Annotated in this window: 18 protein-coding genes, 21 tRNA genes and 1 pseudogene; 28 read left to right on the forward strand and 12 right to left on the reverse strand. The window is 69.8% G+C overall.

Annotated features, from left to right (window positions below):
• Positions 1–327: 327 nt before the first annotated feature.
• Positions 328–1,218, reverse strand: coding sequence for a hypothetical protein (locus tag H4W31_RS38535; protein ID WP_192771107.1), 891 nt, complete (start codon positions 1,216–1,218; stop codon positions 328–330).
• 147 nt (positions 1,219–1,365) lie between these two features.
• On the reverse strand, positions 1,366–2,049 hold the full coding sequence (locus H4W31_RS38540; protein WP_192771108.1) for a hypothetical protein: 684 nt from the start codon (positions 2,047–2,049) through the stop codon (positions 1,366–1,368).
• Between the two features lie 108 nt (positions 2,050–2,157).
• Between H4W31_RS38540 and H4W31_RS38545 the strand changes: the two genes are divergently transcribed.
• On the forward strand, positions 2,158–3,474 hold the full coding sequence (locus H4W31_RS38545; RefSeq protein ID WP_192771109.1) for a hypothetical protein: 1,317 nt from the start codon (positions 2,158–2,160) through the stop codon (positions 3,472–3,474).
• A gap of 60 nt (positions 3,475–3,534) precedes the next feature.
• Here H4W31_RS38545 and uvrC read toward each other — a convergent pair whose 3' ends face one another.
• From uvrC to rsgA, 4 genes and pseudogenes are all read right to left on the reverse strand, one after another.
• Positions 3,535–5,472 (reverse strand): excinuclease ABC subunit UvrC, encoded by a 1,938-nt coding sequence (gene uvrC, locus H4W31_RS38550; protein ID WP_192771110.1) that lies wholly within the window; start codon positions 5,470–5,472, stop codon positions 3,535–3,537.
• A 93-nt stretch (positions 5,473–5,565) separates the two neighbouring features.
• On the reverse strand, positions 5,566–6,063 hold the full coding sequence (locus tag H4W31_RS38555) for a Rieske (2Fe-2S) protein (protein ID WP_192771111.1): 498 nt from the start codon (positions 6,061–6,063) through the stop codon (positions 5,566–5,568).
• 391 nt (positions 6,064–6,454) lie between these two features.
• Positions 6,455–9,388, reverse strand: a pseudogene (gene uvrA / locus H4W31_RS38560) (excinuclease ABC subunit UvrA); the annotation flags it as partial.
• Positions 9,389–9,507: 119 nt separating this feature from the next.
• A complete protein-coding gene (gene rsgA, locus H4W31_RS38565; protein ID WP_192771112.1) occupies positions 9,508–10,578 on the reverse strand; it encodes a ribosome small subunit-dependent GTPase A in 1,071 nt (356 codons plus the stop codon).
• Between the two features lie 222 nt (positions 10,579–10,800).
• Here rsgA and H4W31_RS38570 point away from each other — a divergent pair, with 222 nt between their 5' ends.
• Complete coding sequence (locus H4W31_RS38570) at positions 10,801–11,580, forward strand: maleylpyruvate isomerase family mycothiol-dependent enzyme (protein WP_192771113.1); 780 nt, start codon at positions 10,801–10,803, stop codon at positions 11,578–11,580.
• 35 nt (positions 11,581–11,615) lie between these two features.
• The gene (locus H4W31_RS38575; RefSeq protein ID WP_192771114.1) at positions 11,616–12,275 is read left to right on the forward strand and encodes an MBL fold metallo-hydrolase; all 660 of its coding nucleotides are present in this window, start codon (positions 11,616–11,618) and stop codon (positions 12,273–12,275) included.
• A gap of 55 nt (positions 12,276–12,330) precedes the next feature.
• Here the strand turns inward: H4W31_RS38575 and H4W31_RS38580 are convergent, their stop codons facing one another.
• From H4W31_RS38580 to H4W31_RS38595, 4 genes are read right to left on the reverse strand one after another with little or no spacing between them, the layout of a single operon-like run.
• Complete coding sequence (locus H4W31_RS38580; protein WP_192771115.1) at positions 12,331–12,978, reverse strand: hypothetical protein; 648 nt, start codon at positions 12,976–12,978, stop codon at positions 12,331–12,333.
• Between the two features lie 55 nt (positions 12,979–13,033).
• Positions 13,034–13,858, reverse strand: coding sequence for a hypothetical protein (locus H4W31_RS38585; protein WP_192771116.1), 825 nt, complete (start codon positions 13,856–13,858; stop codon positions 13,034–13,036).
• 31 nt (positions 13,859–13,889) lie between these two features.
• Positions 13,890–14,246 carry a hypothetical protein gene (locus H4W31_RS38590; RefSeq protein WP_192771117.1) on the reverse strand — a complete coding sequence of 119 codons (357 nt, stop codon included), beginning with the start codon at positions 14,244–14,246 and terminating at the stop codon, positions 13,890–13,892.
• Positions 14,243–14,941: a hypothetical protein gene (locus tag H4W31_RS38595; protein WP_192771118.1), complete on the reverse strand. Its 699-nt coding sequence runs from the start codon at positions 14,939–14,941 to the stop codon at positions 14,243–14,245. The genes H4W31_RS38590 and H4W31_RS38595 overlap by 4 nt, the downstream gene beginning before the upstream one ends.
• 225 nt (positions 14,942–15,166) lie before the next feature.
• Here H4W31_RS38595 and H4W31_RS38600 point away from each other — a divergent pair, with 225 nt between their 5' ends.
• The 24 genes from H4W31_RS38600 (at position 15,167) to H4W31_RS38715 (ending at position 19,328) form a co-directional block, all read left to right on the forward strand.
• Complete coding sequence (locus H4W31_RS38600) at positions 15,167–15,427, forward strand: transcriptional regulator (RefSeq protein WP_192771119.1); 261 nt, start codon at positions 15,167–15,169, stop codon at positions 15,425–15,427.
• 139 nt (positions 15,428–15,566) lie between these two features.
• A complete protein-coding gene (locus H4W31_RS38605; protein WP_192771120.1) occupies positions 15,567–16,373 on the forward strand; it encodes an alpha/beta fold hydrolase in 807 nt (268 codons plus the stop codon).
• A 386-nt stretch (positions 16,374–16,759) separates the two neighbouring features.
• Positions 16,760–16,832: transfer RNA gene (locus tag H4W31_RS38610), tRNA-Trp, on the forward strand.
• 109 nt (positions 16,833–16,941) lie between these two features.
• Positions 16,942–17,014 (forward strand) — tRNA-Pro (locus H4W31_RS38615).
• Between the two features lie 41 nt (positions 17,015–17,055).
• Positions 17,056–17,128: transfer RNA gene (locus H4W31_RS38620), tRNA-Glu, on the forward strand.
• A gap of 12 nt (positions 17,129–17,140) precedes the next feature.
• Positions 17,141–17,211, forward strand: a tRNA-Gly gene (locus H4W31_RS38625).
• 12 nt (positions 17,212–17,223) lie between these two features.
• Positions 17,224–17,307 (forward strand) — tRNA-Gln (locus tag H4W31_RS38630).
• A 5-nt stretch (positions 17,308–17,312) separates the two neighbouring features.
• Positions 17,313–17,386 (forward strand) — tRNA-Leu (locus tag H4W31_RS38635).
• A gap of 80 nt (positions 17,387–17,466) precedes the next feature.
• Complete coding sequence (locus H4W31_RS38640; protein ID WP_192771121.1) at positions 17,467–17,907, forward strand: HNH endonuclease; 441 nt, start codon at positions 17,467–17,469, stop codon at positions 17,905–17,907.
• 37 nt (positions 17,908–17,944) lie between these two features.
• A tRNA-Gln gene (locus tag H4W31_RS38645) sits at positions 17,945–18,016 on the forward strand.
• A 6-nt stretch (positions 18,017–18,022) separates the two neighbouring features.
• Positions 18,023–18,095 (forward strand) — tRNA-Leu (locus tag H4W31_RS38650).
• A 9-nt stretch (positions 18,096–18,104) separates the two neighbouring features.
• Positions 18,105–18,173 (forward strand) — tRNA-Ala (locus H4W31_RS38655).
• A gap of 4 nt (positions 18,174–18,177) precedes the next feature.
• Positions 18,178–18,250 (forward strand) — tRNA-Leu (locus H4W31_RS38660).
• Positions 18,251–18,264: 14 nt separating this feature from the next.
• Positions 18,265–18,338: transfer RNA gene (locus tag H4W31_RS38665), tRNA-Asp, on the forward strand.
• A 5-nt stretch (positions 18,339–18,343) separates the two neighbouring features.
• Positions 18,344–18,426 (forward strand) — tRNA-Ser (locus H4W31_RS38670).
• An 82-nt stretch (positions 18,427–18,508) separates the two neighbouring features.
• Positions 18,509–18,581, forward strand: a tRNA-Arg gene (locus H4W31_RS38675).
• A gap of 5 nt (positions 18,582–18,586) precedes the next feature.
• Positions 18,587–18,660 (forward strand) — tRNA-Pro (locus tag H4W31_RS38680).
• A gap of 4 nt (positions 18,661–18,664) precedes the next feature.
• Positions 18,665–18,747 (forward strand) — tRNA-Ser (locus H4W31_RS38685).
• Between the two features lie 26 nt (positions 18,748–18,773).
• Positions 18,774–18,848 (forward strand) — tRNA-Val (locus tag H4W31_RS38690).
• A gap of 5 nt (positions 18,849–18,853) precedes the next feature.
• Positions 18,854–18,927, forward strand: a tRNA-Glu gene (locus H4W31_RS38695).
• Positions 18,928–18,965: 38 nt separating this feature from the next.
• Positions 18,966–19,038: transfer RNA gene (locus H4W31_RS38700), tRNA-Val, on the forward strand.
• 1 nt (position 19,039) lies between these two features.
• Positions 19,040–19,117 (forward strand) — tRNA-His (locus H4W31_RS38705).
• 1 nt (position 19,118) lies between these two features.
• Positions 19,119–19,199 (forward strand) — tRNA-Tyr (locus H4W31_RS38710).
• A gap of 51 nt (positions 19,200–19,250) precedes the next feature.
• Positions 19,251–19,328 (forward strand) — tRNA-Cys (locus tag H4W31_RS38715).
• 135 nt (positions 19,329–19,463) lie between these two features.
• Here the strand turns inward: H4W31_RS38715 and H4W31_RS38720 are convergent.
• Both H4W31_RS38720 and H4W31_RS38725 read right to left on the reverse strand, forming a co-directional pair.
• Complete coding sequence (locus H4W31_RS38720; RefSeq protein WP_192771122.1) at positions 19,464–19,715, reverse strand: SCO4848 family membrane protein; 252 nt, start codon at positions 19,713–19,715, stop codon at positions 19,464–19,466.
• A 154-nt stretch (positions 19,716–19,869) separates the two neighbouring features.
• On the reverse strand, positions 19,870–20,493 hold the full coding sequence (locus H4W31_RS38725; protein WP_192771123.1) for a DedA family protein: 624 nt from the start codon (positions 20,491–20,493) through the stop codon (positions 19,870–19,872).
• 252 nt (positions 20,494–20,745) lie between these two features.
• Between H4W31_RS38725 and H4W31_RS38730 the strand changes: the two genes are divergently transcribed.
• Complete coding sequence (locus tag H4W31_RS38730; RefSeq protein WP_192771124.1) at positions 20,746–20,949, forward strand: cold-shock protein; 204 nt, start codon at positions 20,746–20,748, stop codon at positions 20,947–20,949.
• Positions 20,950–20,976 lie beyond the last annotated feature (27 nt).

A 20,976-nucleotide genomic window follows, 5' to 3' on the forward strand; every position in this document is an offset into this window, starting at 1 on the left:
GGGGATGAACACCCCACGGGGGATGCGGGATGTCAATGGAGATGTCCGCACCAGAGCCCGAAGACCCCGGGGACAGGAACGCCCGAGCGGGGGGGTGCTCGGGCGAACACTATATGTAACGACCGGGGGCCCTGGATCATTCCCGGCCCGCCACCCAACAGCCCAGCTCACACGCCGTGGTACTCGGTCGTACGGGTAATGTAACGACCGACTAGCCGCCAACATTCCGCCGACCGGGCCCCGGCGCGAGTTGATCACGGATTGGCTCTGGACCCGCGACGCGGGGTGCCCGGAGTCCGCCCGACAACGCCTGCCGGGTGATTTGTCTCAGCCGCGAAGGCCGCCCGACAGCAGCGGAAGATAATCCTCCGGCCGGTCGAGGCACGAGGTGAACTCGGCCGCCGTGACGATCTCCGCCACCCTGTCCCGCAGGTCGTCCGGGTCGGGTTGCAACGCTTCACAGAGCCGGAGGTGGACAGCGCGCACCGCGTCACCGATCTCCTCCGCTTCGTCGTCATAGCCGTGGCGTGCGTCGTAGAGGTGACGTGCCAGGTCGTCCCAGACCTCAGCCGCGTGCTCGACCACGTCGAGGATCCCGTCGTTGGCCAAGCGCTGGACCAGGAGCTCCAACTCGTCCACGATCCACTGTCCGGCCTTCACGACATCGTGCAGCTCCCACTCCCCCGCCGTGGCGTCGTTCGCCAGGTTGTCGATGGTCCGGCGAGCGTTGGCCAACTCGGTGTCGGTGGGCGCCCCCAACCGTCCGGCGTACGTCAGCAGCCGGGTCGCCAGATGTCGATCCTGCGCCGCGTGCTCGCCGATCAGCATGGCCAGCCGGCGGGCCGGAATGGTGGCCGCGATCTCGGCCAGTCGGCGTACCTCGGGGTCGACCGCGATCTGTGCTGGCGGGGTGGCCACCGATGACCAGGCGAAGTCGTCCCGGAGCGCACCGAGGGTGAGTGCCACGGCGTGCACACAGAGTTCGTCGGGATCGGCGGGTTCGCCGCCACAATCGCACTCGGCGGTGAACTCGCCGCCGACCACTCCCACCCACACCTCGTAGCCGGGCTGGCTTCCCCGATCGAGCACACAGGAGGCGCCGCCGCCAAACGGCGTGATCTCCCCCAGTCGTCCCGACTCCAGCAGCTTTTCCGCGTCCTTAAGGGTGGAGGGTGCTACGGCGTTGCGGATCGCGTCGATGTCCAGTCGCACAGCCACGCAGACATCTAACGCCTCCCACGCCAACATTCATCGGCCGGCCCCCCGGGGACCGGGTAGGCCCTGGATTGCCTCCGGACTCCGCATCCAGAGCGCCCCAGGCTGCACCAGACCCTCGGCGTTGGCGGGCCGCGTGGACGTACTCGCTCAGCCTTGTCGGCGTCGGTGGAACAGCGCGATGCCGCCGACGGCCAGGACGCCGACAAATACCGCCAGTCCGAGCCGGGACATGTCCGTCACGCTCATGAGGAGGCCGGTGACGCCCAGAAACACGCCGACGAGATCGAACAGGGAGGCCCGGGTCAGTTCACCACGTCGGCCGGCCGCCGGGAGGCTCTCGCGGGTCGTAGCGACCTCGCTCGTCGTCGTGGCCACCTCGCTCGTCGACCCGTCGTCGGGCCGGGGGCTCCGGGCGGACCTCACCGACCAGAGCCGTGGCAGGTGGTAGACCAGCGCGGCCAGCCCGAGGCCTGCGACGCCGACGAGCGCGTAGCCGAGTACCACCTCGTACCAACGCCCGTAGGCATCGTGGAACATCCACTGTGCGAGGTAGTAGAACCCGATCAGTGAGGCAACCCGACCGGCGAACACGAGGCGGCCCTGCGCCACCGCCAACAGGCGCCGCTCGGCGGCCAGCACCATCCAGCGCAGCACCACCACGATCACGGTGGGCAGCAGGCCCTGGAAATTCTGAATTTCCATGCCCTCGTCTTCGAGCACCTGGTACGGCTCGATGGCCGCGGTGACCGCGAACACCGTTACGACAACCACGTCGACAGCGACCAGCAGTCGCCAGACGACACTCGCCCGTTCCACCCGAAGACCAGTCACCAACCTCATGGTCCTCGATGTCCCATCCATTTACCAGCGCGAGCAGCACGGGTTCGAGATTGATCGACGCCGTTGTCGTCCTGACCGTGTTGGCGATAACCTTTGCCGATGCGTACCCGACGGAAACTTTCCTTCTTCGCGACGGGCCTCCTGGTGCTGGTGGGCGGGATCGCGGCGTCGCCGCCCGCTGCGAGCGCAGCCGACGTACGGCTCAGTCAGGTCACCGCACGCAGTGGCGCCGCCTTCGCCCTGACCCCCGACTTCAGCCTCACCAGCTACGCCAACGCGCTGGCCAACCGGATCGGCGCGGACAACGTCGCAACGGTGCTGGACACCGCCAACCGGTCCGTCACCTCCTGCAACAGCAGCCAACTGCTCGCCCGGCCGGAGCACTACGCCCGGACCGACATCCCGCTCACCCCGGAACAGATCATCAGCTCGTCCGACCGGTTCTGCTGGAACGCCGAGGACAGCTCCGCCAAACACTGGATGCCGCAGGGCATCACCGGCTCCTCGGACGCGGACGACGACCACATCTGGGGCGACGACCGGGTGATGATCGTCGCCTCGCACTACTCCGCCACCATCGCCGGCACCTCGTACGACAAGGGCGCCCGGCTCTCCATGGTGGACCGGACCACCGGACGGTACCGCCAGGTGCTGCTGGTCGAGCCGACCAAGACCAGCACGCCCAACTACCGGTCTGCGGGCATCCACGCCGGCGGCATCGCCTGGCTGGGCAACTACCTCTACGTCACCGACACGGCGGTCGGAATCCGGGTCTTCGACATGCGCAAGTTCCTCTGGGTGGACGCGGCCGACGGTCAGCTGGTCGGCCTGCACGGCGGGGTCTACAAGGGACACGGCTACTCGTACGTGCTGCCGCAGATCGGCGTATACCGGCAGGCGAACGTGCAGAGTGCCTGCGTACCGGCGACGTCGTCGTTCTGCTTCTCGTCGCTGACGCTGGACCGCAGCACCACCCCGGACACCCTGGTGGCCGGCGAGTACCGCAACAACGTCGACACCGCCAACCTCAACGTCGTGGGTGGCCGGGTGCTCCGCTATCCGGTCGACTCGTCCACCCGGCAGTTGACGCTGAGCGCCGGCAAGGCCGTACCGGTCGACGCGGTGACCATCCCCAAGTCGAACATCCAGGGCGTGCAGACCTGGGACGGCGTCTACTACCTGGGCCGCTCCTCGGCCGACAAGCACAGCTTCCTCTTCAGCGGGCCGGTCAACACCCCGATGGCGACCTGGAGCTGGGGCATCGGCGGTGAGGACCTCTACCACGAGCACAGCGGGTCCGGGACCGGGATCGGAGCGGGCCGGATCTGGACCGCGACCGAACACTACGTCGACCCGAACGGCGCGGTGATCGACAAACGCGTCGTCTTCGCCGTACCGCTCGCCGAGACGTACTGAGCCGTTCCGCAGCTTCAGCCGACGGCCCCGGTCCGGCGGGGGCGCCCGCCCGGTGACACGTCACCGGGCTTCGGGAGCCTCCGTCGGACGCAGGGCCGCGACGATCGCCTCGGCGGTACGTCGACCGACGCCGGGCACCTCGGCGATCTCCTCGACCGTGGCGGCCGTGAGCCGCTTGACCGACCCGAAGTGCCGCAGCAGGGCCTTTCGGCGTATCTCGCCCAGTCCGGGAACCTGGTCCAGTCCCGACGTCGTCATCCGCTTGGACCGGCGCTGCCGATGGAAGGCGATGGCGAACCGGTGGGCCTCGTCCCGGACCCGTTGCAGCAGGTACAGCCCCTCCGAGGTCCGGGGCAGGATGACCGGGAACTCGTCGCCAGGCAGCCACACCTCCTCCAGCCGCTTGGCCAGCCCGCAGAGCGCGATGTCGTCGATGCCCAACTCGGCCAGCACCGCCGCTGCCGCCGCGACCTGCGGTTGCCCACCGTCCACCACCACCAACTGGGGTGGGTAGGCGAACTTCCGGGGCCGGCCGGTGGTCGGGTCGACGCCGGGGCGGTCCGGGTCCGAGGCCATCTCCTCGCCCAGCTCACCTGTCTCGCCACGGGTCTGGAGATAGCGGGAGAAGCGTCGGCGCAGCACCTCGGAGAGCGCCGACAGGTCGTCGGTGGCCCCGCGTACCGCGAACCGCCGGTACTCGCTCTTCCGGGCCAGACCGTCCTCGAAGACGACCATGCTGGCCACCACGTCGGTGCCCTGGATCTGGGAGACGTCGTAGCACTCGATGCGCAGCGGGGCGGTCCGCAGACCCAGCGCCTCGGTGATCTCGTCGAGCGCCTCGCTGCGGGTGGTCAGGTCGCCGGCCCGACGCAGCTTGTGCCGGGTCAACGCCTCGCCGGCGTTCCGGGCCACCGTCTCCAGCAACGTCTTCTTGTCCCCGCGCTGCGGCACCCGCAGGGTCACCCGGCTGCCCCGGCGCGCCGACAGCCAGTCGGCCAGCGCATCCGCGTCCGCCGGCAGCGCCGGCACCAGCAACTCCCGGGGTACGTCCCCCTCCCCCTCTGCCTCGCCGTAGACCTGGGAGCAGAAGTGGTGCACCAGGTCTCCGGTGCTCAGGTCCTCGACCTTCTCCACCACCCAGCCGCGCTGGCCGCGTACCCGTCCGTCCCGGACGTGGAAGACCTGGACCGCCGCCTCCAGCGGGTCCTCGGCGAACGCGACGACGTCGGCGTCGGTGCCGTCGCCGAAGACCACGGTCTGCTTCTCCATCGCCCGGCGCAGCGCCGCGACGTCGTCGCGCAGCCGGGCGGCCTTCTCGAACTCCAACTGCTCGCTGGCCTCGCCCATCTCGCGTTCCAGCCGGCGGACCATCTGATCGGTACGACCGCCCATGAAGTCGCAGAACTCGTCGACGATCTGCCGGTGCTCGTCGGCGGAGGCCCGGCCGACGCACGGGGCCGAGCACTTGCCGATGTCGCCGAGCAGGCACGGGCGGCCGATCTGCCCCTGCCGCTTGAACACCCCGGACGAGCAGGTCCGGGCCGGAAAGACCCGGAGCAGGAGGTCCAGCGTCTCGCGGATCGCCCAGGCGTGCGAGTACGGCCCGAAGTAGCGCACCCCCTTGCGCTTGACTCCCCGCATCACCTGGAGCCGGGGAAACTCCTCGTCCAGGGTGACCGCGAGGTAGGGGTAGGACTTGTCGTCGCGGTAGCGGACGTTGAACCGGGGGTCGTACTGCTTGATCCACAGGTATTCGAGCTGGAGCGCCTCGACCTCGGTGCCGACCGTGACCCAGTCCACGCTCGCCGCGGTGGTGACCATCTGCTGGGTGCGCTGGTGCAGGTTCCAGACGTCGCCGAAGTAGGAGTTGAGTCGGCTGCGCAGGCTCTTCGCCTTGCCGACGTAGATCACCCGGCCGGTCGGATCACGAAACCGGTACACCCCGGGCACGTCGGGAATCGTGCCCGGTGCCGGGCGGTAGGTAGCGGGGTCGGGCACGTCGACAAGCGTAGTCCGTACCCCTGTCAAGATCGGTCGCCACCGTCTGGCGCGGCGGCGGCGGACGGCCGGCCGCGCCAGACGGTTCCCGGCTCAGGCCAGGACGATGTTGTCGCCGTCGACCGTGACCTTCTTCTCTTCCAGCTTCTTGCTCGCCGGACCGGTCTTGACCGAGCCGTCCGCGACGGCGAACTTGCTGCCGTGGCAGCTGCAGTTGATCGTGCCGCCGTCGACGCTGGTCACCGGGCACTGCTGGTGAGTGCAGATCGAGCTGAAGGCCTTGAACTCGCCCTCGGTGGGCTGGGTCACCACGATCTGCTGATCCTGGATGATCTTGCCGCCGCCGACCGGGATCTCACTCTTCTTGGCCAGCGCGTTGCCCCCACCGTTCGCGGCCGGCGCGCTCGCCGAGCCACCGGTGGCCGGGGCGCCGCCCGCCGAAGGGGTGCTGTCCGTGCCCCCGTCGAGGGCGTCGTCGTCGCCCGTGCCGCACGCGGCAAGCACCACGGATACCCCCACCGCACCCGCACCCGCCAGTAGCGTCCGTCGGGTCTGCGGGCCCGAACCGGTTACGGCCTGATCGTCACTCATACCTAGCCTTTCTTTCGGCGCCGCGTGCCTTGGTCGTTCGCGGCCACGACCGAAGACACGGGGATATCCACCAACCGGTTCAATTGGACCATCCTCAGGACGCTCCGGTACGCCGGACCCGGGCGGCACTCTTCGGCTGCGTCGCCTTCGCGGCCACGGTCTTTCCGCTCTTCGCGCCCTTCGCGCTCGCGCCGGCCGCCGCCTTCACCCCGCCGCCGTCGGCCTTCGCCGCGCCGGTCGCCTTCGCGGTGCCATTGTCCTTCGCGGTGCCGTTGTCCTTGGCGGTGCCATTGCCCTTGGCGGTGCCGGTCGCCTTCGCGGTGCTGCCGGGCGCCTTCGCGGCTTCGGTCACCTTCGCGGTGCTGCCGGCCGCCTTCGTGCTCGCGCCGATGGCCCTGGTCGGACCGCCGTTGGTCTTCGCGGCCCCGCCGTTGGCCTTGGTCGCCCGTCCGATGGCGGCGGTCGCCCCCTGGGCCGGGCCGGTGAGTCCCAGCACCGGGCGCAGGAACTCCCCGGTGTGGCTGTCCGGTACGTTGGCCAACTCCTCCGGGGTGCCGGCGGCCAGGACCATGCCGCCCCGGTACCCGCCCTCGGGGCCCATGTCGATCAGCCAGTCGGCGGTCTTGATCACGTCGAGGTTGTGCTCGATGACGACCACCGTGTTGCCCTTGTCCACCAGGCTGTCCAACACCCCGAGGAGCTTGCGGATGTCCTCGAAGTGCAGGCCGGTGGTCGGCTCGTCGAGCACGTACACGGTGCGTCCGGTGGACCGCTTCTGCAGCTCGGAGGCGAGCTTGACCCGCTGCGCCTCACCGCCGGAGAGCGTGGGTGCCGGCTGGCCGAGCCGGACGTAGCCGAGGCCGACGTCGACCAGAGTCTTCAGGTGCCGGTGGATGGCCGGGATCGCCGAGAAGAACTCGGACGCCTCCTCGATCGGCATCTCCAGGATGTCGGAGACCGTACGGCCCTTGTAGTGCACCTCCAGGGTCTCCCGGTTGTAGCGGGCGCCCTTGCAGACCTCGCACGGGACGTAGACGTCCGGCAGGAAGTTCATCTCGATCTTGATCGTGCCGTCGCCGCTGCACGCCTCGCACCGGCCGCCCTTGACGTTGAACGAGAACCGGCCCGGCCCGTAGCCGCGTACCTTCGCCTCGGTGGTCTCGGCGAAGAGCTTGCGGACGTGGTCCCAGACCCCGGTGTAGGTGGCCGGATTGGATCGCGGGGTACGCCCGATCGGCGACTGGTCGACTCCGACCACCTTGTCGACGTGCTCGATACCACTGATCCGGGTGTGCCGGCCGGGCACCAGCCGGGCACCGTTGATCTGGTTGGCCAGCACCGCGTAGAGGATGTCGTTGACCAGCGTCGACTTGCCCGAGCCGCTGACCCCGGTGACCGCGATGAACTGGCCGAGCGGGAACGACACGGTGAGGTTGCGCAGGTTGTGCTCCCGCGCCCCCTGCACCACCAGCTCCCGACCCGGCGTCTGCGGCCGGCGCCCCTGCGGAGTGGGGATCGACCGGCGACCCGAGAGGTAGGCCCCGGTCACCGACTCGGGGTTGGTCAGCAGGTCGGAGACCGAGCCGCTGTGCACGATCGCTCCGCCGTGCTCACCGGCCCCCGGCCCGATGTCGACGATCCAGTCCGCGGTCCGGATGGTGTCCTCGTCGTGCTCCACCACGATCAGGGTGTTGCCCAGCCCCTTGAGCCGGACCAGCGTCTCGATCAGCCGGTGGTTGTCCCGCTGGTGCAGCCCGATCGACGGCTCGTCCAGTACGTACAGCACCCCGACCAGGCCGGAACCGATCTGGGTGGCGAGCCGGATCCGCTGCGCCTCGCCGCCGGAGAGCGTGCCGGCGGGCCGGTCCAGCGACAGGTAGTCCAGGCCGACGTCGACCAGGAACCGCAGTCGGGCGTTGATCTCCTTGAGCACCCGCTCGGCGATCATCTTCTGCCGGTCGGTGAGGGTCATCGCGCCGAGCAGGTCGGCGCACTCGCCGACCGACAGCGCACAGACCTCGGCGATGTTCCGCCCGCCCAGCGTGACCGCCAGCACCTCGGGCTTGAGCCGGCTGCCCCGACAGACCGGACAGGGGACGTCCCGCATGTAGCCCTCGTACTTGTCCCGGGACCAGTCCGACTCGGTGTCGGTGTGCCGGCGCTCGATCCACTGCACCACGCCCTCGAAGCCGGTGTAGTAGGAGCGCTCGCGGCCGTACTTGTTGCGGTAGCGCACGTGCACCTGGTCGCCGGAGCCGTGCAGGATGGTCTTCTGCGCCCGCGAGGGCAACGCCCGCCACGGGGTGTCAACGTCGAAGTGCTCGGCCTCGCCCAGCGCCTCCAGCAGGCGCATGAAGTATTCCTGGGTCTGCCCGCCGGACCACGGCTGGATCGCGCCCTCCCGCAGGGAGCGCTCCGGATCCGGGACGATCAGGTCGGCGTCGACCTCCTTCTTGGTGCCCAGCCCGGTGCACTCGGGGCAGGCGCCGTAGGGGGCGTTGAAGGAGAAAACCCGGGGTTCGAGGTCCTCGATCGCCAGCGGGTGGTCGTTGGGGCAGGCCAGGTGCTCGGAGTAGCGGCGCTCCCGCTGCGGGTCGTCCTCGGGCAGGTCGACGAAGTCGAGCAGGACCAGCCCGCCGGAGAGCCCGAGCGTGGCCTCGACCGAGTCGGTGAGCCGCTGCTTGGCGCTCGCCTTGACGGTGAGCCGGTCGACCACCACCTCGATGGTGTGCTTCTCCTGCTTCTTCAGCTTGGGCGGCTCGGTCAGCGGATAGACCACGCCGTCGACCCGGGCCCGCGCGTAGCCCTTGGACTGCAGTTCGGCGAAGAGGTCGACGTACTCCCCCTTGCGGCCGCGCACCACCGGGGCCAGCACCATGAACCGGGTGCCGTCCTCCATCGCCAGCACCCGGTCGACGATCTGCTGCGGGCTCTGCTTGGAGATCCGCTCGCCGCAGATCGGGCAGTGCGGCTCGCCCACCCGGGCGAAGAGCAGCCGGAGGTAGTCGTAGACCTCGGTGATCGTGCCGACCGTGGACCGCGGGTTACGGGAGGTCGACTTCTGGTCGATCGAGACCGCCGGGCTCAGGCCCTCGATGAAGTCGACGTCCGGTTTGTCCATCTGGCCGAGGAACTGCCGGGCGTACGACGACAACGACTCGACGTAGCGACGCTGGCCCTCGGCGAAGATCGTGTCGAAGGCCAGGCTGGATTTACCGGACCCGGAGAGCCCGGTGAAGACGATCATTGCGTCACGCGGCAGGTCAAGGTTGACGTCACGCAGGTTGTGCTCACGCGCGCCACGGATGATCAGTCGGTCGGCCACTGTCCGCGTACTCCCGGGGAGAAAAGATATGTTCTGTCCGATTCAGCGGCGCAGAGAAGCGCCTCGGCAACTCTAGCCCCGGCGTATGACAGTTTCCCGCCCCCGGACATTCCCGCAGCTCAACGGGCCGGCCCTGCCCGCCTCCGGTGCTCCTTGTGAATCCGCTTCCACCGCTGCCGCTCCTCGGCGGACAGCCGGGCGTCCCGGCGCCGCATCTCGAAGGCGACCTCACGCTGGAGCTTCTGCCAACTCGCCCACCGGCGCGGAGCCAGGTCGCCGGACTCCAGCGCGGACCGGACCGCGCAGCCGGGCTCGCCCCGGTGCCCGCAGTCGGCGAACCGGCACGCGGCGATCAGCTCCGCGACGTCCGCGAACGCCTGGTCCAGGCCGGCCGCCGCGTCGAGCAGACCGACCGCCCGCACCCCGGGGGTGTCGAGCACGGCTCCACCGCCCGGAATCAGGATCAGTTCCCGGTGGGTGGTGGTGTGCCGACCCTTGCCGTCCACCCCGCGTACCCCCTGGGTGGTCATCACCGTCGCCCCGGCCAACGCGTTGACCAGCGTCGACTTGCCCGCACCCGACGGTCCGAGCAGCGCGAGCGTACGACCGGCGGCGACCCACGGGCGCAGCTGGGCCAACCCGGTCCCCCGCTGGGCGCTCACCGGCAGCACCGCCACTCCCGGCGCCACCTCGGCGAGCTGGGCGGCGACGGCCACCGGGTCGGCGACCAGATCACACTTGGTCAGCACCAGCAGTGGCTGTGCCCCCGACTCCCAGGCCAGCGCGAGCAGCCGCTCGATCCGACCCACGTCCGGCTCGGGGTGCAGCGGCTCGATCACGGCGGCGGCGTCGGCGTTGGCCGCCAGCACCTGCCCGGTCGAGTCCTTGTCGGCGGTCCGGCGCACGATCGCGGTACGCCGGGGCAGCACCGCCTCCACCGTCAACCGCTGGTCCGGCCAACTCCGGACCAGCGTCCAGTCGCCCGCGCAGGGCAGGTTGACGGCGTCCCGCGCCGCCGCGATCAGCACCCCGCCGCCGAGACTGGCCCGCACCGGACCGTCGGCGCAGAGCACCGTGCACACTCCCCGGTCTGCCCGGGCCACCCGGCCGGGTCGGAGTTCATCGCCGCGGTCCGGGTACGCGGCGGCCAGTGACGCGTCCCAACCCAGGGACGCGAGATCGAAGGTCATGTCAGCCCTTTGTCGTCAGAAGTGGGGTTCAGAAGTGGAAACGGGGGCCACGCGCACTGCGACCGGCATGAATCCCACCTCCTCACAGCTTCGGGTGACGCGTCGGCAATGACGGTAGGCGCTGTCCCGACCACACCGAAAGCCAATTCCGCCCCGCGACGCCGGATCGGCGGGACACCGCCTCCACCCGGCCCCGACGACCGACCGATAGGGTCGTAAGCCGTGACCCTCGACCCACTCGCACTCCTGCCCGAGGTGGACCGGGCGACGGAACGACTGTTCCGGACCGTCGCCGGGCTGGACGACGCCTCGGTCGGCGAACCGTCCCTGCTCCCCGGCTGGACCCGTGGACACGTGCTGACCCATCTCGCCCGGAACGCCGACAGCTACGTCAACCTGCTGACGTCGGCGCGTACCGGCGAGGACGTCCCGCAGTACCCCAGCCCGGCGGCCCGGAACGACGGCATCGCGGCCGGAGCCGGCCGAACCCTCGCCGACCAGCTCGCCGACCTGCGGGCCAGTGCGGAGCGGCTCGCGGACGCGGCCCGGGAACTGCCGGCGGAGGCCTGGGCCGCGCAGGTCCGGTCGAACCTGGGGCCACGGGCGGCGGCGACCCTGGTCTGGGGCCGGCTGCGCGAGGTGGAGGTGCACCATGTCGACCTGGCCGCCGGCTACCGCACCGCCGACTGGCCGGACGCGTTCAGCCAGCGCCTGCTGCACGAGGTGGTGCACGACCTCGCCCGCCGGGACACGCCGCTCGCCCTGGTACTGCGCCCGACCGAGACCGGACAGCCGCTGCTCCTCGGCCCGGCCGGGCGACCCGACGGCGATCCGGAGCGCGGCGCCACCGACCGGAGGTCATCCGGCGTCGCCGACCCGGACCCGCGTACCGTCGCCGGCCCGGCACACGCGCTGGCCGGCTGGCTGACCGGCCGCGGTGCCGGCGAGAACCTCGTGGTCACGCCCGCCGGGCCGCTGCCGGCCGCGCCGGCCTGGATCTGATCCGCCGACCTGGACACCTACTCGGAGGCACCAACATGAGCGAGCACTACACCGGAGACGTCACCACCGGCGGACCACCCGACGTACGGACGCTGACCGGCCTGACCATCAGCAAGCTCTCGGTCGGCCCGATGGAGAACAACGCCTATCTGCTCCGTTGCCCGGCCAGCGGTGACCAGGTACTGATCGACGCCGCCAACGAGGCACCCCGGCTGCTGGAACTGGTCGGCGACGCCGGCCTGTCGACGGTGGTCACCACGCACCGGCACATGGACCACTGGGTGGCCCTGGAAGAGGTGGTGGCGACCACGGGGGCCCGCTCGCTGGTCCACGCGGCGGACGCCGATGGACTGCCGATCGCGTCCGAGCCGCTCGCCGACGGTGACCGGATCCGGGTCGGCGAGCGGTGGCTCGACGTGATCCACATCGTCGGGCACACCCCCGGCTCGGTCGCGTTGCTCTACCAGGACGACACCGACGGCCGGCACCTCTTCACCGGGGACTCGTTGTTCCCGGGTGGGGTGGGGAACACCGAACAGGACCCGGTGCGGTTCAACTCGCTCATCGACGACGTGGAGCAGAAGGTCTTCGGCCGGCTGCCGGACGACACGTGGTTCTACCCCGGCCACGGGAAGGACTCGACGCTCGGCGCCGAGCGAGCGGCGCTGCCGGAGTGGCGGGCCCGCGGCTGGTGAACCAGCCGGCCAGCCGTCGTCGCGGTGGCCGCCGCCCGGACCGATCCGCCCGTGCCTAGCCGAGATCGTCCAGTACGTCGGCCGCCAGGCCCCGCATGGTGTCCCGGTGCTGCGCCAGCGCCGCGTCCCAGGCTGCCTCGTCCAGCTCCTTGACCTGGTAGAAGACGGTAAACCTGGCGTTGCTCGACAGTACGAACAGCTCGATGGTGACCCGGTCCTTGTGGATGCCGAGGTAGGCCTTCTCCTCCAGGCCGGGCTCGGGCTTCCAGTGCAGGGTCGACCCGTCCTGCACGTACTTGTCGAACCCCTGCTGGAACTCCTGGGCAGTGGCCTGGTCGGCCGGCAGCGGCCCGTCGCTGCGGTTGAGGTACAGGGAGACACCCACCGAGCCGGTGCCCTCCCCCCAGGTGCAGTTGACGTTCTGCGCCAGCGGAGTGTCCGCGTCGGCGGCGCTGGGCGTACCGGGTCCCGTCTTCCGCAGCGAGGTGGCCGCCGCGCCGGTCAACGCCGGACAGGTGGCGGCGAGCTTCGACCACTTCCCGGTGAACCCGGCCGACGAGGCGGAGGGGGTCGGCGCGCCACCCGAACTGCCCACCCCGGCGGGCGGATCGGACTGCCCGCAACCGGTCGCCAGCAGCGGAAGAGCCAGCGCCAGCAGGGACACCTGCGCTAGCCGACGGAGTCGACCGGGCGTGCGGAGCATGGGATGTTCCTCTCCTGATTCTTGGCTGTCCTGGGCCGGCGTACCTCGCCGGCCGCTATTCGGCGACCGGTGCCGGCCACTTCCCGTCCGCCGTCAGCCCGGTGAGGTCCGACTTCTCGGTCTCCAGGGCGAGGATCTGGTTCAGTACCTCGGCGATCCGGGTGCCGAGCGCGGTGATGTAGCCGATGACCTGGTTGACGGCCGTACCGATCAGCTCGGAGAAGTGCGCCAGTGCGTCCATCACCTGGGTGATGGCGCCGGCACCGGCGGCCGCGAGGTCGACGCAGCAGGTGGTGAGCGCGCCGTACACCTCGCCCATCCGCGCGCCGAGGCTCGACATGTACGTCATGTTGCCGGTGGCGGCGTCACCGAGGTACGTGGCCAGCGCCTCCACCTTGTCGGAGGCGTTGGTGACCGCGTCCTGCTGGTCCTGCCTCCGCTTCTCGTACGTGTTCTTGGTCGGGCCACGCCAGGCGTCGATCTCACCGGATCCGGTCATGTCCCCGTGCATCCCGGTGAGGGGGCGGTTCACCTTGTCCCCGAGGTCGAACGCGCGGGAGAAGAGCGAGGCCACCGGGATCGAGCCGGCCACGGACTTCTCGGCCTTCCCCAGCAGTTCCCCGATCTTGGTCTTGACCTGTTCGAGACGCTTGACGATCTCGCCGAGCCCCTCGCTGATGTCCGCGTTGAAGAACTCGAAGAACGAGTCGACCCAGCTGTCCTCGAGCTCTTTCTGCACCTTCTGAAGGAAGGCGTTGATCCGGTTTATCAGGTTGTTGAGCTCGGTGCGGGTCTTCGCGATGAACTGCTCGACCAGCTTCACCGCGCTGTCGAACGCCTGCACGGAAAGGGGCGTGTAGCTGGAGCTGGGTGGCGGCAAGACCGTACCTTTCTGGGACGCGCGGAAGCCGCTAGGACTTCGCGATCTTGTCGAAGCTGGCGGCGCTCCGGCCATCGGTCCTGTCGTACTCGTCCGCGCACTTGTTCAACGCGTTGCCGAACTGGTCGAACTTCTTCGCCGCGTCCCGGAACAACCCGGTGAGCCAGCCGTGCGTCTTGGTGTACGCGCCGTGCTGGTCGGTCGCGGTCATCAGGGCGGTCCCCGGATCGATCACCATGAAGGCCGTCGGTCCGAGCGTCAGGCCGGCCATGCTCTGGGCGACGGTCTCCATCTTGTCGGAGAAGCCGAACCACTTCTTCGCCTCGGCTCGGATGCCGTCGGTCGCCGCCTCGACGCTCTCCTCGCTCATCCAGTCGTAGTCCGTCATCGCCGCGCCCCTTCCCCGGAGAGCCAGTACGTCGGATCCTTCTCGCGAGTGGCCTGCCGCAGGACCGCCCGCGCGTCGTCGGCGATCCGGTCGGCGTCGTCGGGAGCGATCCGATGCGAGTTGATCTCCGCGCTCACGACGGTGAATCCGACCAGTCGCAGGTGGAACAGGCCCAGCGGCCCGGAGATGGTCCTCGGTTCCGGCGAGTCCCGCAGCTGCGCGACGCGGTCCGCGACCTCCATCAGGGCGTAACCCCGATCGACCTTCGCCTCCGCCGCCGCCCACTCGGCCCAGGCGTCCCGGGGCGACCAGGAGGAGTCGGCCTCGTCGTCGCGCGACGATTCGTCCGCCGGTGGGTCCGCAGACGTCTGCCTGCCGTTGCGGCGCAGCAGGGCCATGGCCAGCATCGCCTTGTCCTGGGCGAACTGGAGGGCGTCGAGAATGCCGGCGCCGACCCCGGACGGTCCGACCGTGTACCACCAGTCGGATCCGATGCTCAGGTCCACAAAGTCGCCCCGGGCGTCGACCACGCAGGTCACCGTGCCGGTCTGATCGGTGCCCGAAATCCGGTCGATCGCCTCGATCGGCAGGTAGCGGGGTGTCCTCGCCAGGTCGTCCTCAAGCTCACGCACGAAGCGCCGGGCCTGATCCAGCCGGGGGTCGTCACGGCTTACGGTACGTGATGTGTGCAGCATGACGCTTCCCCCATCGCCCCGGGCGCCCATCACCTCGACGAGGATGGCCCCGACTGCCTTCGGATCTTAGCTGCTGGGCGCTTGCCCGTGGGATCGGCAAACTGGACGGTGCCCGATGCGCGGCACACCCCGGCGACCTTTCGCACCATCCTTTTCGGACATCCGCCGCACCGGCGAATCCGCTTTCGTCGACGCCGGCCGCAGGCCCGGAGTACGGTGTGCCGCATGGTCCCGTTCCCGCCTCCGCAGCAGATCGCGCAGACCCGCGAGGTTGACGCGTTGGCCCTGATCAATGGCCAGGTCGACCTCCGCGGCTACCCGTTCCGGCATCTCGCGGTCGTGGCGGGGAGCAACCTTTCGATGCCGCGGACGACAGGCATCCTGATCGCGGTGGAAATCCTCAGCCAGTGGGGCTGGGAACTGGTCAGCGTCACGAAGCCGTTCGAGTCGGTCGACAAGTTGGTCGCCTTCCTGCGCCGCAACTGACAGGCGGCGTACCCGGCCGAGGCCGATGGCCCGACCGGTCGGATCTGCAAGCCCTTCCTTCCCATCCGACGCGGCGGCGGTGGCATCGCCGCCCGGCTCGGCTTGGCAGCCCTTGGCTAATGGTGGTAGCTTTTCGGCTATGACCAGTGTGCGGCACCTCCGGCGTCCCGAGGGACGGATCGCGTACGACGTGCAGGGCAGCGGCCCGCTGGTGATCTGCGTACCCGGGATGGCCGAGTTGCGGCAGACGTACCGGCTGTTGGTGCCGAGGTTGCTCGACGCGGGCTTCCGGGTGGCCACCATGGACATCCGGGGACACGGCGACAGTGACGCCACCTTCACGGCGTACGACGATGTCGCGCTCGCCAGCGACCTCCTCGCGCTCATCGACGAACTCGACGAGCCCGCGTTCGTGGTCGGCAACTCGATGGGCGCCGGCGCTGGCGTGATCGCCGCCGCCGAGGCACCCGCGAAGGTGCGCGGCCTGGCCCTGCTCGGCCCGTTCGTGCGCGACCCGGAGGGCGGCGCGATGCAGAAGCTGCTGATCCGGGCCCTCTTCCTCCGCCCCTGGGGTCCGGCGGCCCTGCTCGGCTACTACCCGAAGTGGCTGCCGGGCAGCAAACCCGAGGGGTACGAGGAGCACCGGCGGCGGGTACGCGACAACCTGCGTCGCCCCGGGCACTGGCACGCCTTCGTCCGGACGAGCCGTACCTCGCACGAGCCGGCCCGGCGCCGACTGGCCGACGTGTCCGTGCCGGCCGTGGTGGTGATGGGCGCCGCCGACGTGGACTGGGCGGATCCCAGGGCCGAGGCCGAGTGGATCGGCGGACAGTTGCGGGCCGAGGTGGTCGTGGTCCCGGACGTGGGCCACTTTCCCCAGGCCCAGGCGCCGGACGTGGTCGCCGACGCCGTGACCCGCCTCGTCGAGCGGGTCACCAGGGCCTGAGTGGAAGCCTCCCGAGGCTGATCCGGCGCCGGCGGGCCACTGCTCCGGTATCGCGCCGACCAGGCCATTGCAGCCGTCCGGAAAACCCGGCGAGGAATAGTCGAAAAAGATGTTGCCCCGCGCGTGGGGTCGCCCTACCGTAGTTACCACAGCGATCAACAAAGCGACACCAACCGACAGGGAGCATCCGATGTTGTGGCAACCCTCATCGCAACCGCGACGGCACGTGCCGTGCGGTCCGATGGGTTACGCCATGCTCGGCCGACCCGTCTACCTAAGTGCCAGCGAGTGTGCCGATCTGGGCAGCTGGCGGACGTAACGCGACTTCCGACGCGTATACGCCGCCCACCCCGACCGGGACCGGGCGGCTTTTTCGTGCACCACACAGGGGTGTGGCGCAACTGGCAGCGCAACGGCCTCCAAAGCCGAAGGTTGCAGGTTCGAATCCTGTCACCCCTGCTCTTCCCCCGACCTCGGCCGGCGGGACCGGTACCTCTTTGAAAACTCCACAGTGGATGGCAAGAGTAGTGCCCGGCCGGTGCCGTACCACCGCGCCGGCCGGGCTGATCCGGGGCGAGGGAGACGGTTGACCCGCCTGTTTTGGGAACAGGAGACACCGAGTTCGATTCTCGGGTCCCGGACGCATGGGGCGGTGGCTCAGTCCGCTCCACCACACGCACCGGGACCGTTGGAGTAGTGGTTATCTCGCCAGACTCTCGATCTGGAGAAGGCCGGTTCGATTCCGGCACGGTCTACGTACGACAATCGCGGCCATAGCTCAGTGGCAGAGCGCCTGGCTTCCACCCAGAGAACCGGAGTTCGATTCTCCGTGGCCGCTCGCAGTATCCGTCGGGGAATGGTGTAACTGGCAACATACCCGGCTTTGAACCGGGAGACGGTATCGCTTGTGCTGGTTCGAGTCCAGCTTCCCCGGCTTGCGCTCCGGTAGCCCAACGGCAGGAGGCGGCGCGCTCAAACCGCGCACAGTGTGCGTTCGAGTCGCACCCGGAGCACATTGTCGAGCCCCCGGTCCGAACTCCGGTAGCCGCTCGGAGAACTGGTTCCCACCCACGAGGAGAGAAGGAGGCATCCGGTGGACGTCCTGGTCATCAACGCCGATCTCGGCCCGCTCCACCGGGTCAGTGTCCGGCACGCCGTACGGATGCTCGTCCGGCGGGTCGCCGAAATCCACGAGGCCGAACCGGACCGGCTGATCGGGGTCTACCCGATGCCGAAGGTGGTCCGCCTGGTCCGGTACGTCGTCACCCGCTGGCGCTTCACGTCCGGGCCGGCCTGGTCCCGCTCGGGGGTACTCGTCCGGGACGGCCGTCGCTGCGGCTACTGCGGCGGACACGCCACCACCGTCGACCACATCCTGCCCCGCTCGCGCGGCGGCCGGAACACCTGGAGCAACACCATCGCATCCTGTGACGGATGCAATCAGCGCAAGGCAGACCGCACCCCCGCCGAGGCGGGCATGGCACTGCGGTCGGCGGCGTCGGTCCCCTCCTGGGCCGCGCTGACCCGGCGCTGAGACGCGGCCGGTGGATCTCGCCCCCGCCGGCCGCCTTTCCCGGATCGTCCAACCGGCAGGACGCCTGACTCTGGATCAGGAGATCGAGGTTCGAATCCTTGTCCGGGAGCGCAATGCCCTCGTGGCCCAACGGCAGAGGCAACGGTTCGAGGGACCGTACGGTGCGCGTTCGAATCGCGCCGAGGGCACGTTTTCCTGGGGTGGGTGCTGGTGCACAGCGTTGCCTTGCAAGCTGCGCGTGCGCGGTTCGATCCCGCGTCACTCCATCCCGCCCGGGTAGCCCAACGGAAGAGGCCGCCGGCTCAGAACCGGTGTGTTGCAGGTTCGACTCCTGCTCCGGGTACGCAACAGCAACACGGTGTCGTAGCTCAGTAGGTAAGAGCGCCGGACTGTCGATCCGGAGGTCGCGGGTTCGAGCCCCGTCGACGCCGCGCGTGGAGGGTTCGCCATCGGCAAGGCAAGCGGGTTGCTAACCCGTCGCGGGTCACACCGTTGCCGGTTCGACTCCGGCACCCTCCGCTCCAGTCCGTCGTGGCGCACCCGGGTGGGCCCGCTGCTTGAAGGCAGCGCGGGGCAGCTCGACGCTCCCCGACGGACCATTGCCCCTGTAGCTCAGTGGACAGAGCGCCTGGCTACGAACCAGGAGGTCGGACGTTCGAACCGTTCCAGGGGCACGCATCGGGACGTGGCGCAGCTTGGTAGCGCACCGCACTGGGGGTGCGGGGGTCGTCGGTTCGAATCCGGCCGTCCCGACAACGGAAGGCGCCGCTCAGCGGTGGGCGACCGGTCTTGAAAACCGGGGTGCCGGCAACGGCAGGGGTTCGACTCCTCCGCCTTCCTCTCCACCTTTTCCCGGTCCCGCCCCGGTTCCGGTAGCTCAGCTTCGGTAGAGCGCCGCGTCGACATCGCGGAGGTCGCTGGTTCGAGTCCAGCCCGGAACACCCACGGCGCCGTAGACGAGTGGCCAGAGTCGCCGGGCTTTCACCCCGGATTTCGCGGGTTCGAATCCCGTCGGCGCTACAGATACCCGGCCTCGGCGGTCCACCCGTCGGGGCGACGCCCGGATAGCTCAGCGGCAGCAGCGCCTCGTTTACACCGAGGAGGTCCCTGGTTCGATCCCAGGTCCGGGCACGATGGCGGAAGCTCAGCCTGGTCGAGCGCCGGAATGTGAATCCGGAGGTCACGGGTTCGAATCCCGTACGTCACCCCATGCGGGCGCGCCGACGTTGGAGAGTCGGGGCCGGCTGTAACCCGGTCGCTTTGCTGAGGGGGTTCGAATCCCTTCGCCCGCACTCAGCCGCTCACCGAGGCCACTGGTTCGATCCCGGCCGGGGGCGCAGCACGACCTCGCTTCGTCCCCGGTGGGGCGGCCCGTCTGCAAAACGGGTGATTCTGGTCGGGTTCGACTCCCGGCGAGGTCTCGATCTGCCATCCGCTGTGGACGCCGTGGGCGCGGGCGTTGGCTGCTCGGCCGCCACTCATGATGGCGGTGTGCCCGGTTCGACACCGGGGCCCACGACCGAGGAACACCGCCGCGTCGCCGTCGAACCGGCAGGTCAGCGGCGGGCGGCCGGCGCGGCCCGCCAGGCCCGGATCCCGAGTACGCCGACCGTCGTACCGATCACCAGAGACGCCCCGATAAGCAGGGCGTGTACCCACAGAAAGCTGGTCGGGCTGCCCTGTCCGATCTCGCCGCTCGACCAGGCGCGGGCGTCGTTCCAGATCGCGACCCCGAATCGGGGCCAGATGACCCAGGTCCAGACCCCCACCAGGATCAGGAATCCGGACCAGGCTCGCGTCAGCACCATGGCTGGCCAGTATGCCAGCCGCCCTGACGGGGTCGAGAGCGACCGGTCTATCCCCCCGACCGGCCGCTCTCGAACTGACCGGCCGCCCCGACCGATCACCCCCTGTCGGGCTGCCCCGACCGATCGCCCCCCGACCGGTGCAGCCCGCGCCGCGCTAGCTCGGCACCGCTTCGGCGTCGACGGTCGCGGCGAGTCGACGACGGACGCCCAGCAGGACGAGCCCCCCGAAGAGCATTCCGAACGCCACCGTGCCCAGCAGGGCGAACGACTCTCCGGGCAGCAGCCCGCCGACCGACCGGGCCACGATGCCGAGGACCATGTAGAGCCCGGCCCAGAGCACCGCGCCGACCGCCGCGAATCCCACGAACCGGCGGTACGACATCCGCAGCCCGCCCGCGGCGAGCGGCAGCAGCGCGTTCAGCACCGGCAGGAAGGGCGCCACCATGACCATCCGGCCCCCACCGCTGCCGAGCATGCGTTCCGCGGCGGCCCAGCGCGCCTCCCCGATCCACGCCCCCGTCCGGCTGCGGCGCAGTCGCGCACCGAACCGCCGACCGGCGAAGAAGGTGAGCGACCATCCGCCGAGGCAGCCGCCGATCACCGCGAGAAACGCGCTCACACTCGCCGGCCGTCCGACCCCCACCGCGGCGAGCACCGCGATGTCGCCGGGCACCAGAACGCCCAGCAGCGGAATCGCGTCGAGCATCATGACCCCACCGAGCACCGCCAGGAAGACCACCGACGGAAGCTCCCCCACCTGAACCAGCCAGTCAGCCACGTGGAGAACGCTACGGGTCGTACGGGACGTGGACATCCGGGTCAAGCCCCCGGAAGCGCGGCCGGTAACCCTGACCCGATCTCGGGGTATGTCCGCCGCCCGGCGTAGCCTGGCCCCACCCCGTCGGAGTAGGTCGGACTCGCCCGGTAACGGTACGACTCGCGACTTCCGGCCGCATTCGGCAGCCCGGGAGGCTACTGTCGGTGCGTGCGGGGCGCGCCGCTTCCCAGACGCGCCGCTAAGGAGACACGTATGGCAACCGGGACCGTGAAGTGGTTCAACTCGGAAAAGGGCTTCGGCTTCATCGAGCAGGATGGTGGGGGGCCCGACGTTTTCGTCCATTACTCGGCGATCTCGTCGTCCGGCTACCGAGAACTCAACGAGGGGCAGAAGGTCGAGTTTGACGTGACACAGGGCGACAAGGGTCCGCAGGCGGCGAACGTCCAGCCGCGCTGACCAGGCCCGACCCTCCGGCCCTGGACC

It is taken from the genome of Plantactinospora soyae (assembly GCF_014874095.1).
GTDB lineage: Bacteria > Actinomycetota > Actinomycetes > Mycobacteriales > Micromonosporaceae > Plantactinospora > Plantactinospora soyae.

Coding starts and splice junctions, on each gene's coding strand:
- H4W31_RS38600 (WP_192771119.1), top strand. CDS start 15,167: ATGGTCCCGTTCCCGCCTCCGCAGCAGATCGCGCAGACCCGCGAGGTT.
- H4W31_RS38555 (WP_192771111.1), bottom strand. CDS start 6,063: ATGAGTGACGATCAGGCCGTAACCGGTTCGGGCCCGCAGACCCGACGG.
- rsgA (WP_192771112.1), bottom strand. CDS start 10,578: ATGACCTTCGATCTCGCGTCCCTGGGTTGGGACGCGTCACTGGCCGCC.
- H4W31_RS38575 (WP_192771114.1), top strand. CDS start 11,616: ATGAGCGAGCACTACACCGGAGACGTCACCACCGGCGGACCACCCGAC.
- H4W31_RS38595 (WP_192771118.1), bottom strand. CDS start 14,941: ATGCTGCACACATCACGTACCGTAAGCCGTGACGACCCCCGGCTGGAT.
- H4W31_RS38545 (WP_192771109.1), top strand. CDS start 2,158: ATGCGTACCCGACGGAAACTTTCCTTCTTCGCGACGGGCCTCCTGGTG.
- H4W31_RS38590 (WP_192771117.1), bottom strand. CDS start 14,246: ATGACGGACTACGACTGGATGAGCGAGGAGAGCGTCGAGGCGGCGACC.
- H4W31_RS38605 (WP_192771120.1), top strand. CDS start 15,567: ATGACCAGTGTGCGGCACCTCCGGCGTCCCGAGGGACGGATCGCGTAC.
- H4W31_RS38720 (WP_192771122.1), bottom strand. CDS start 19,715: ATGGTGCTGACGCGAGCCTGGTCCGGATTCCTGATCCTGGTGGGGGTC.
- H4W31_RS38580 (WP_192771115.1), bottom strand. CDS start 12,978: ATGCTCCGCACGCCCGGTCGACTCCGTCGGCTAGCGCAGGTGTCCCTG.
- H4W31_RS38730 (WP_192771124.1), top strand. CDS start 20,746: ATGGCAACCGGGACCGTGAAGTGGTTCAACTCGGAAAAGGGCTTCGGC.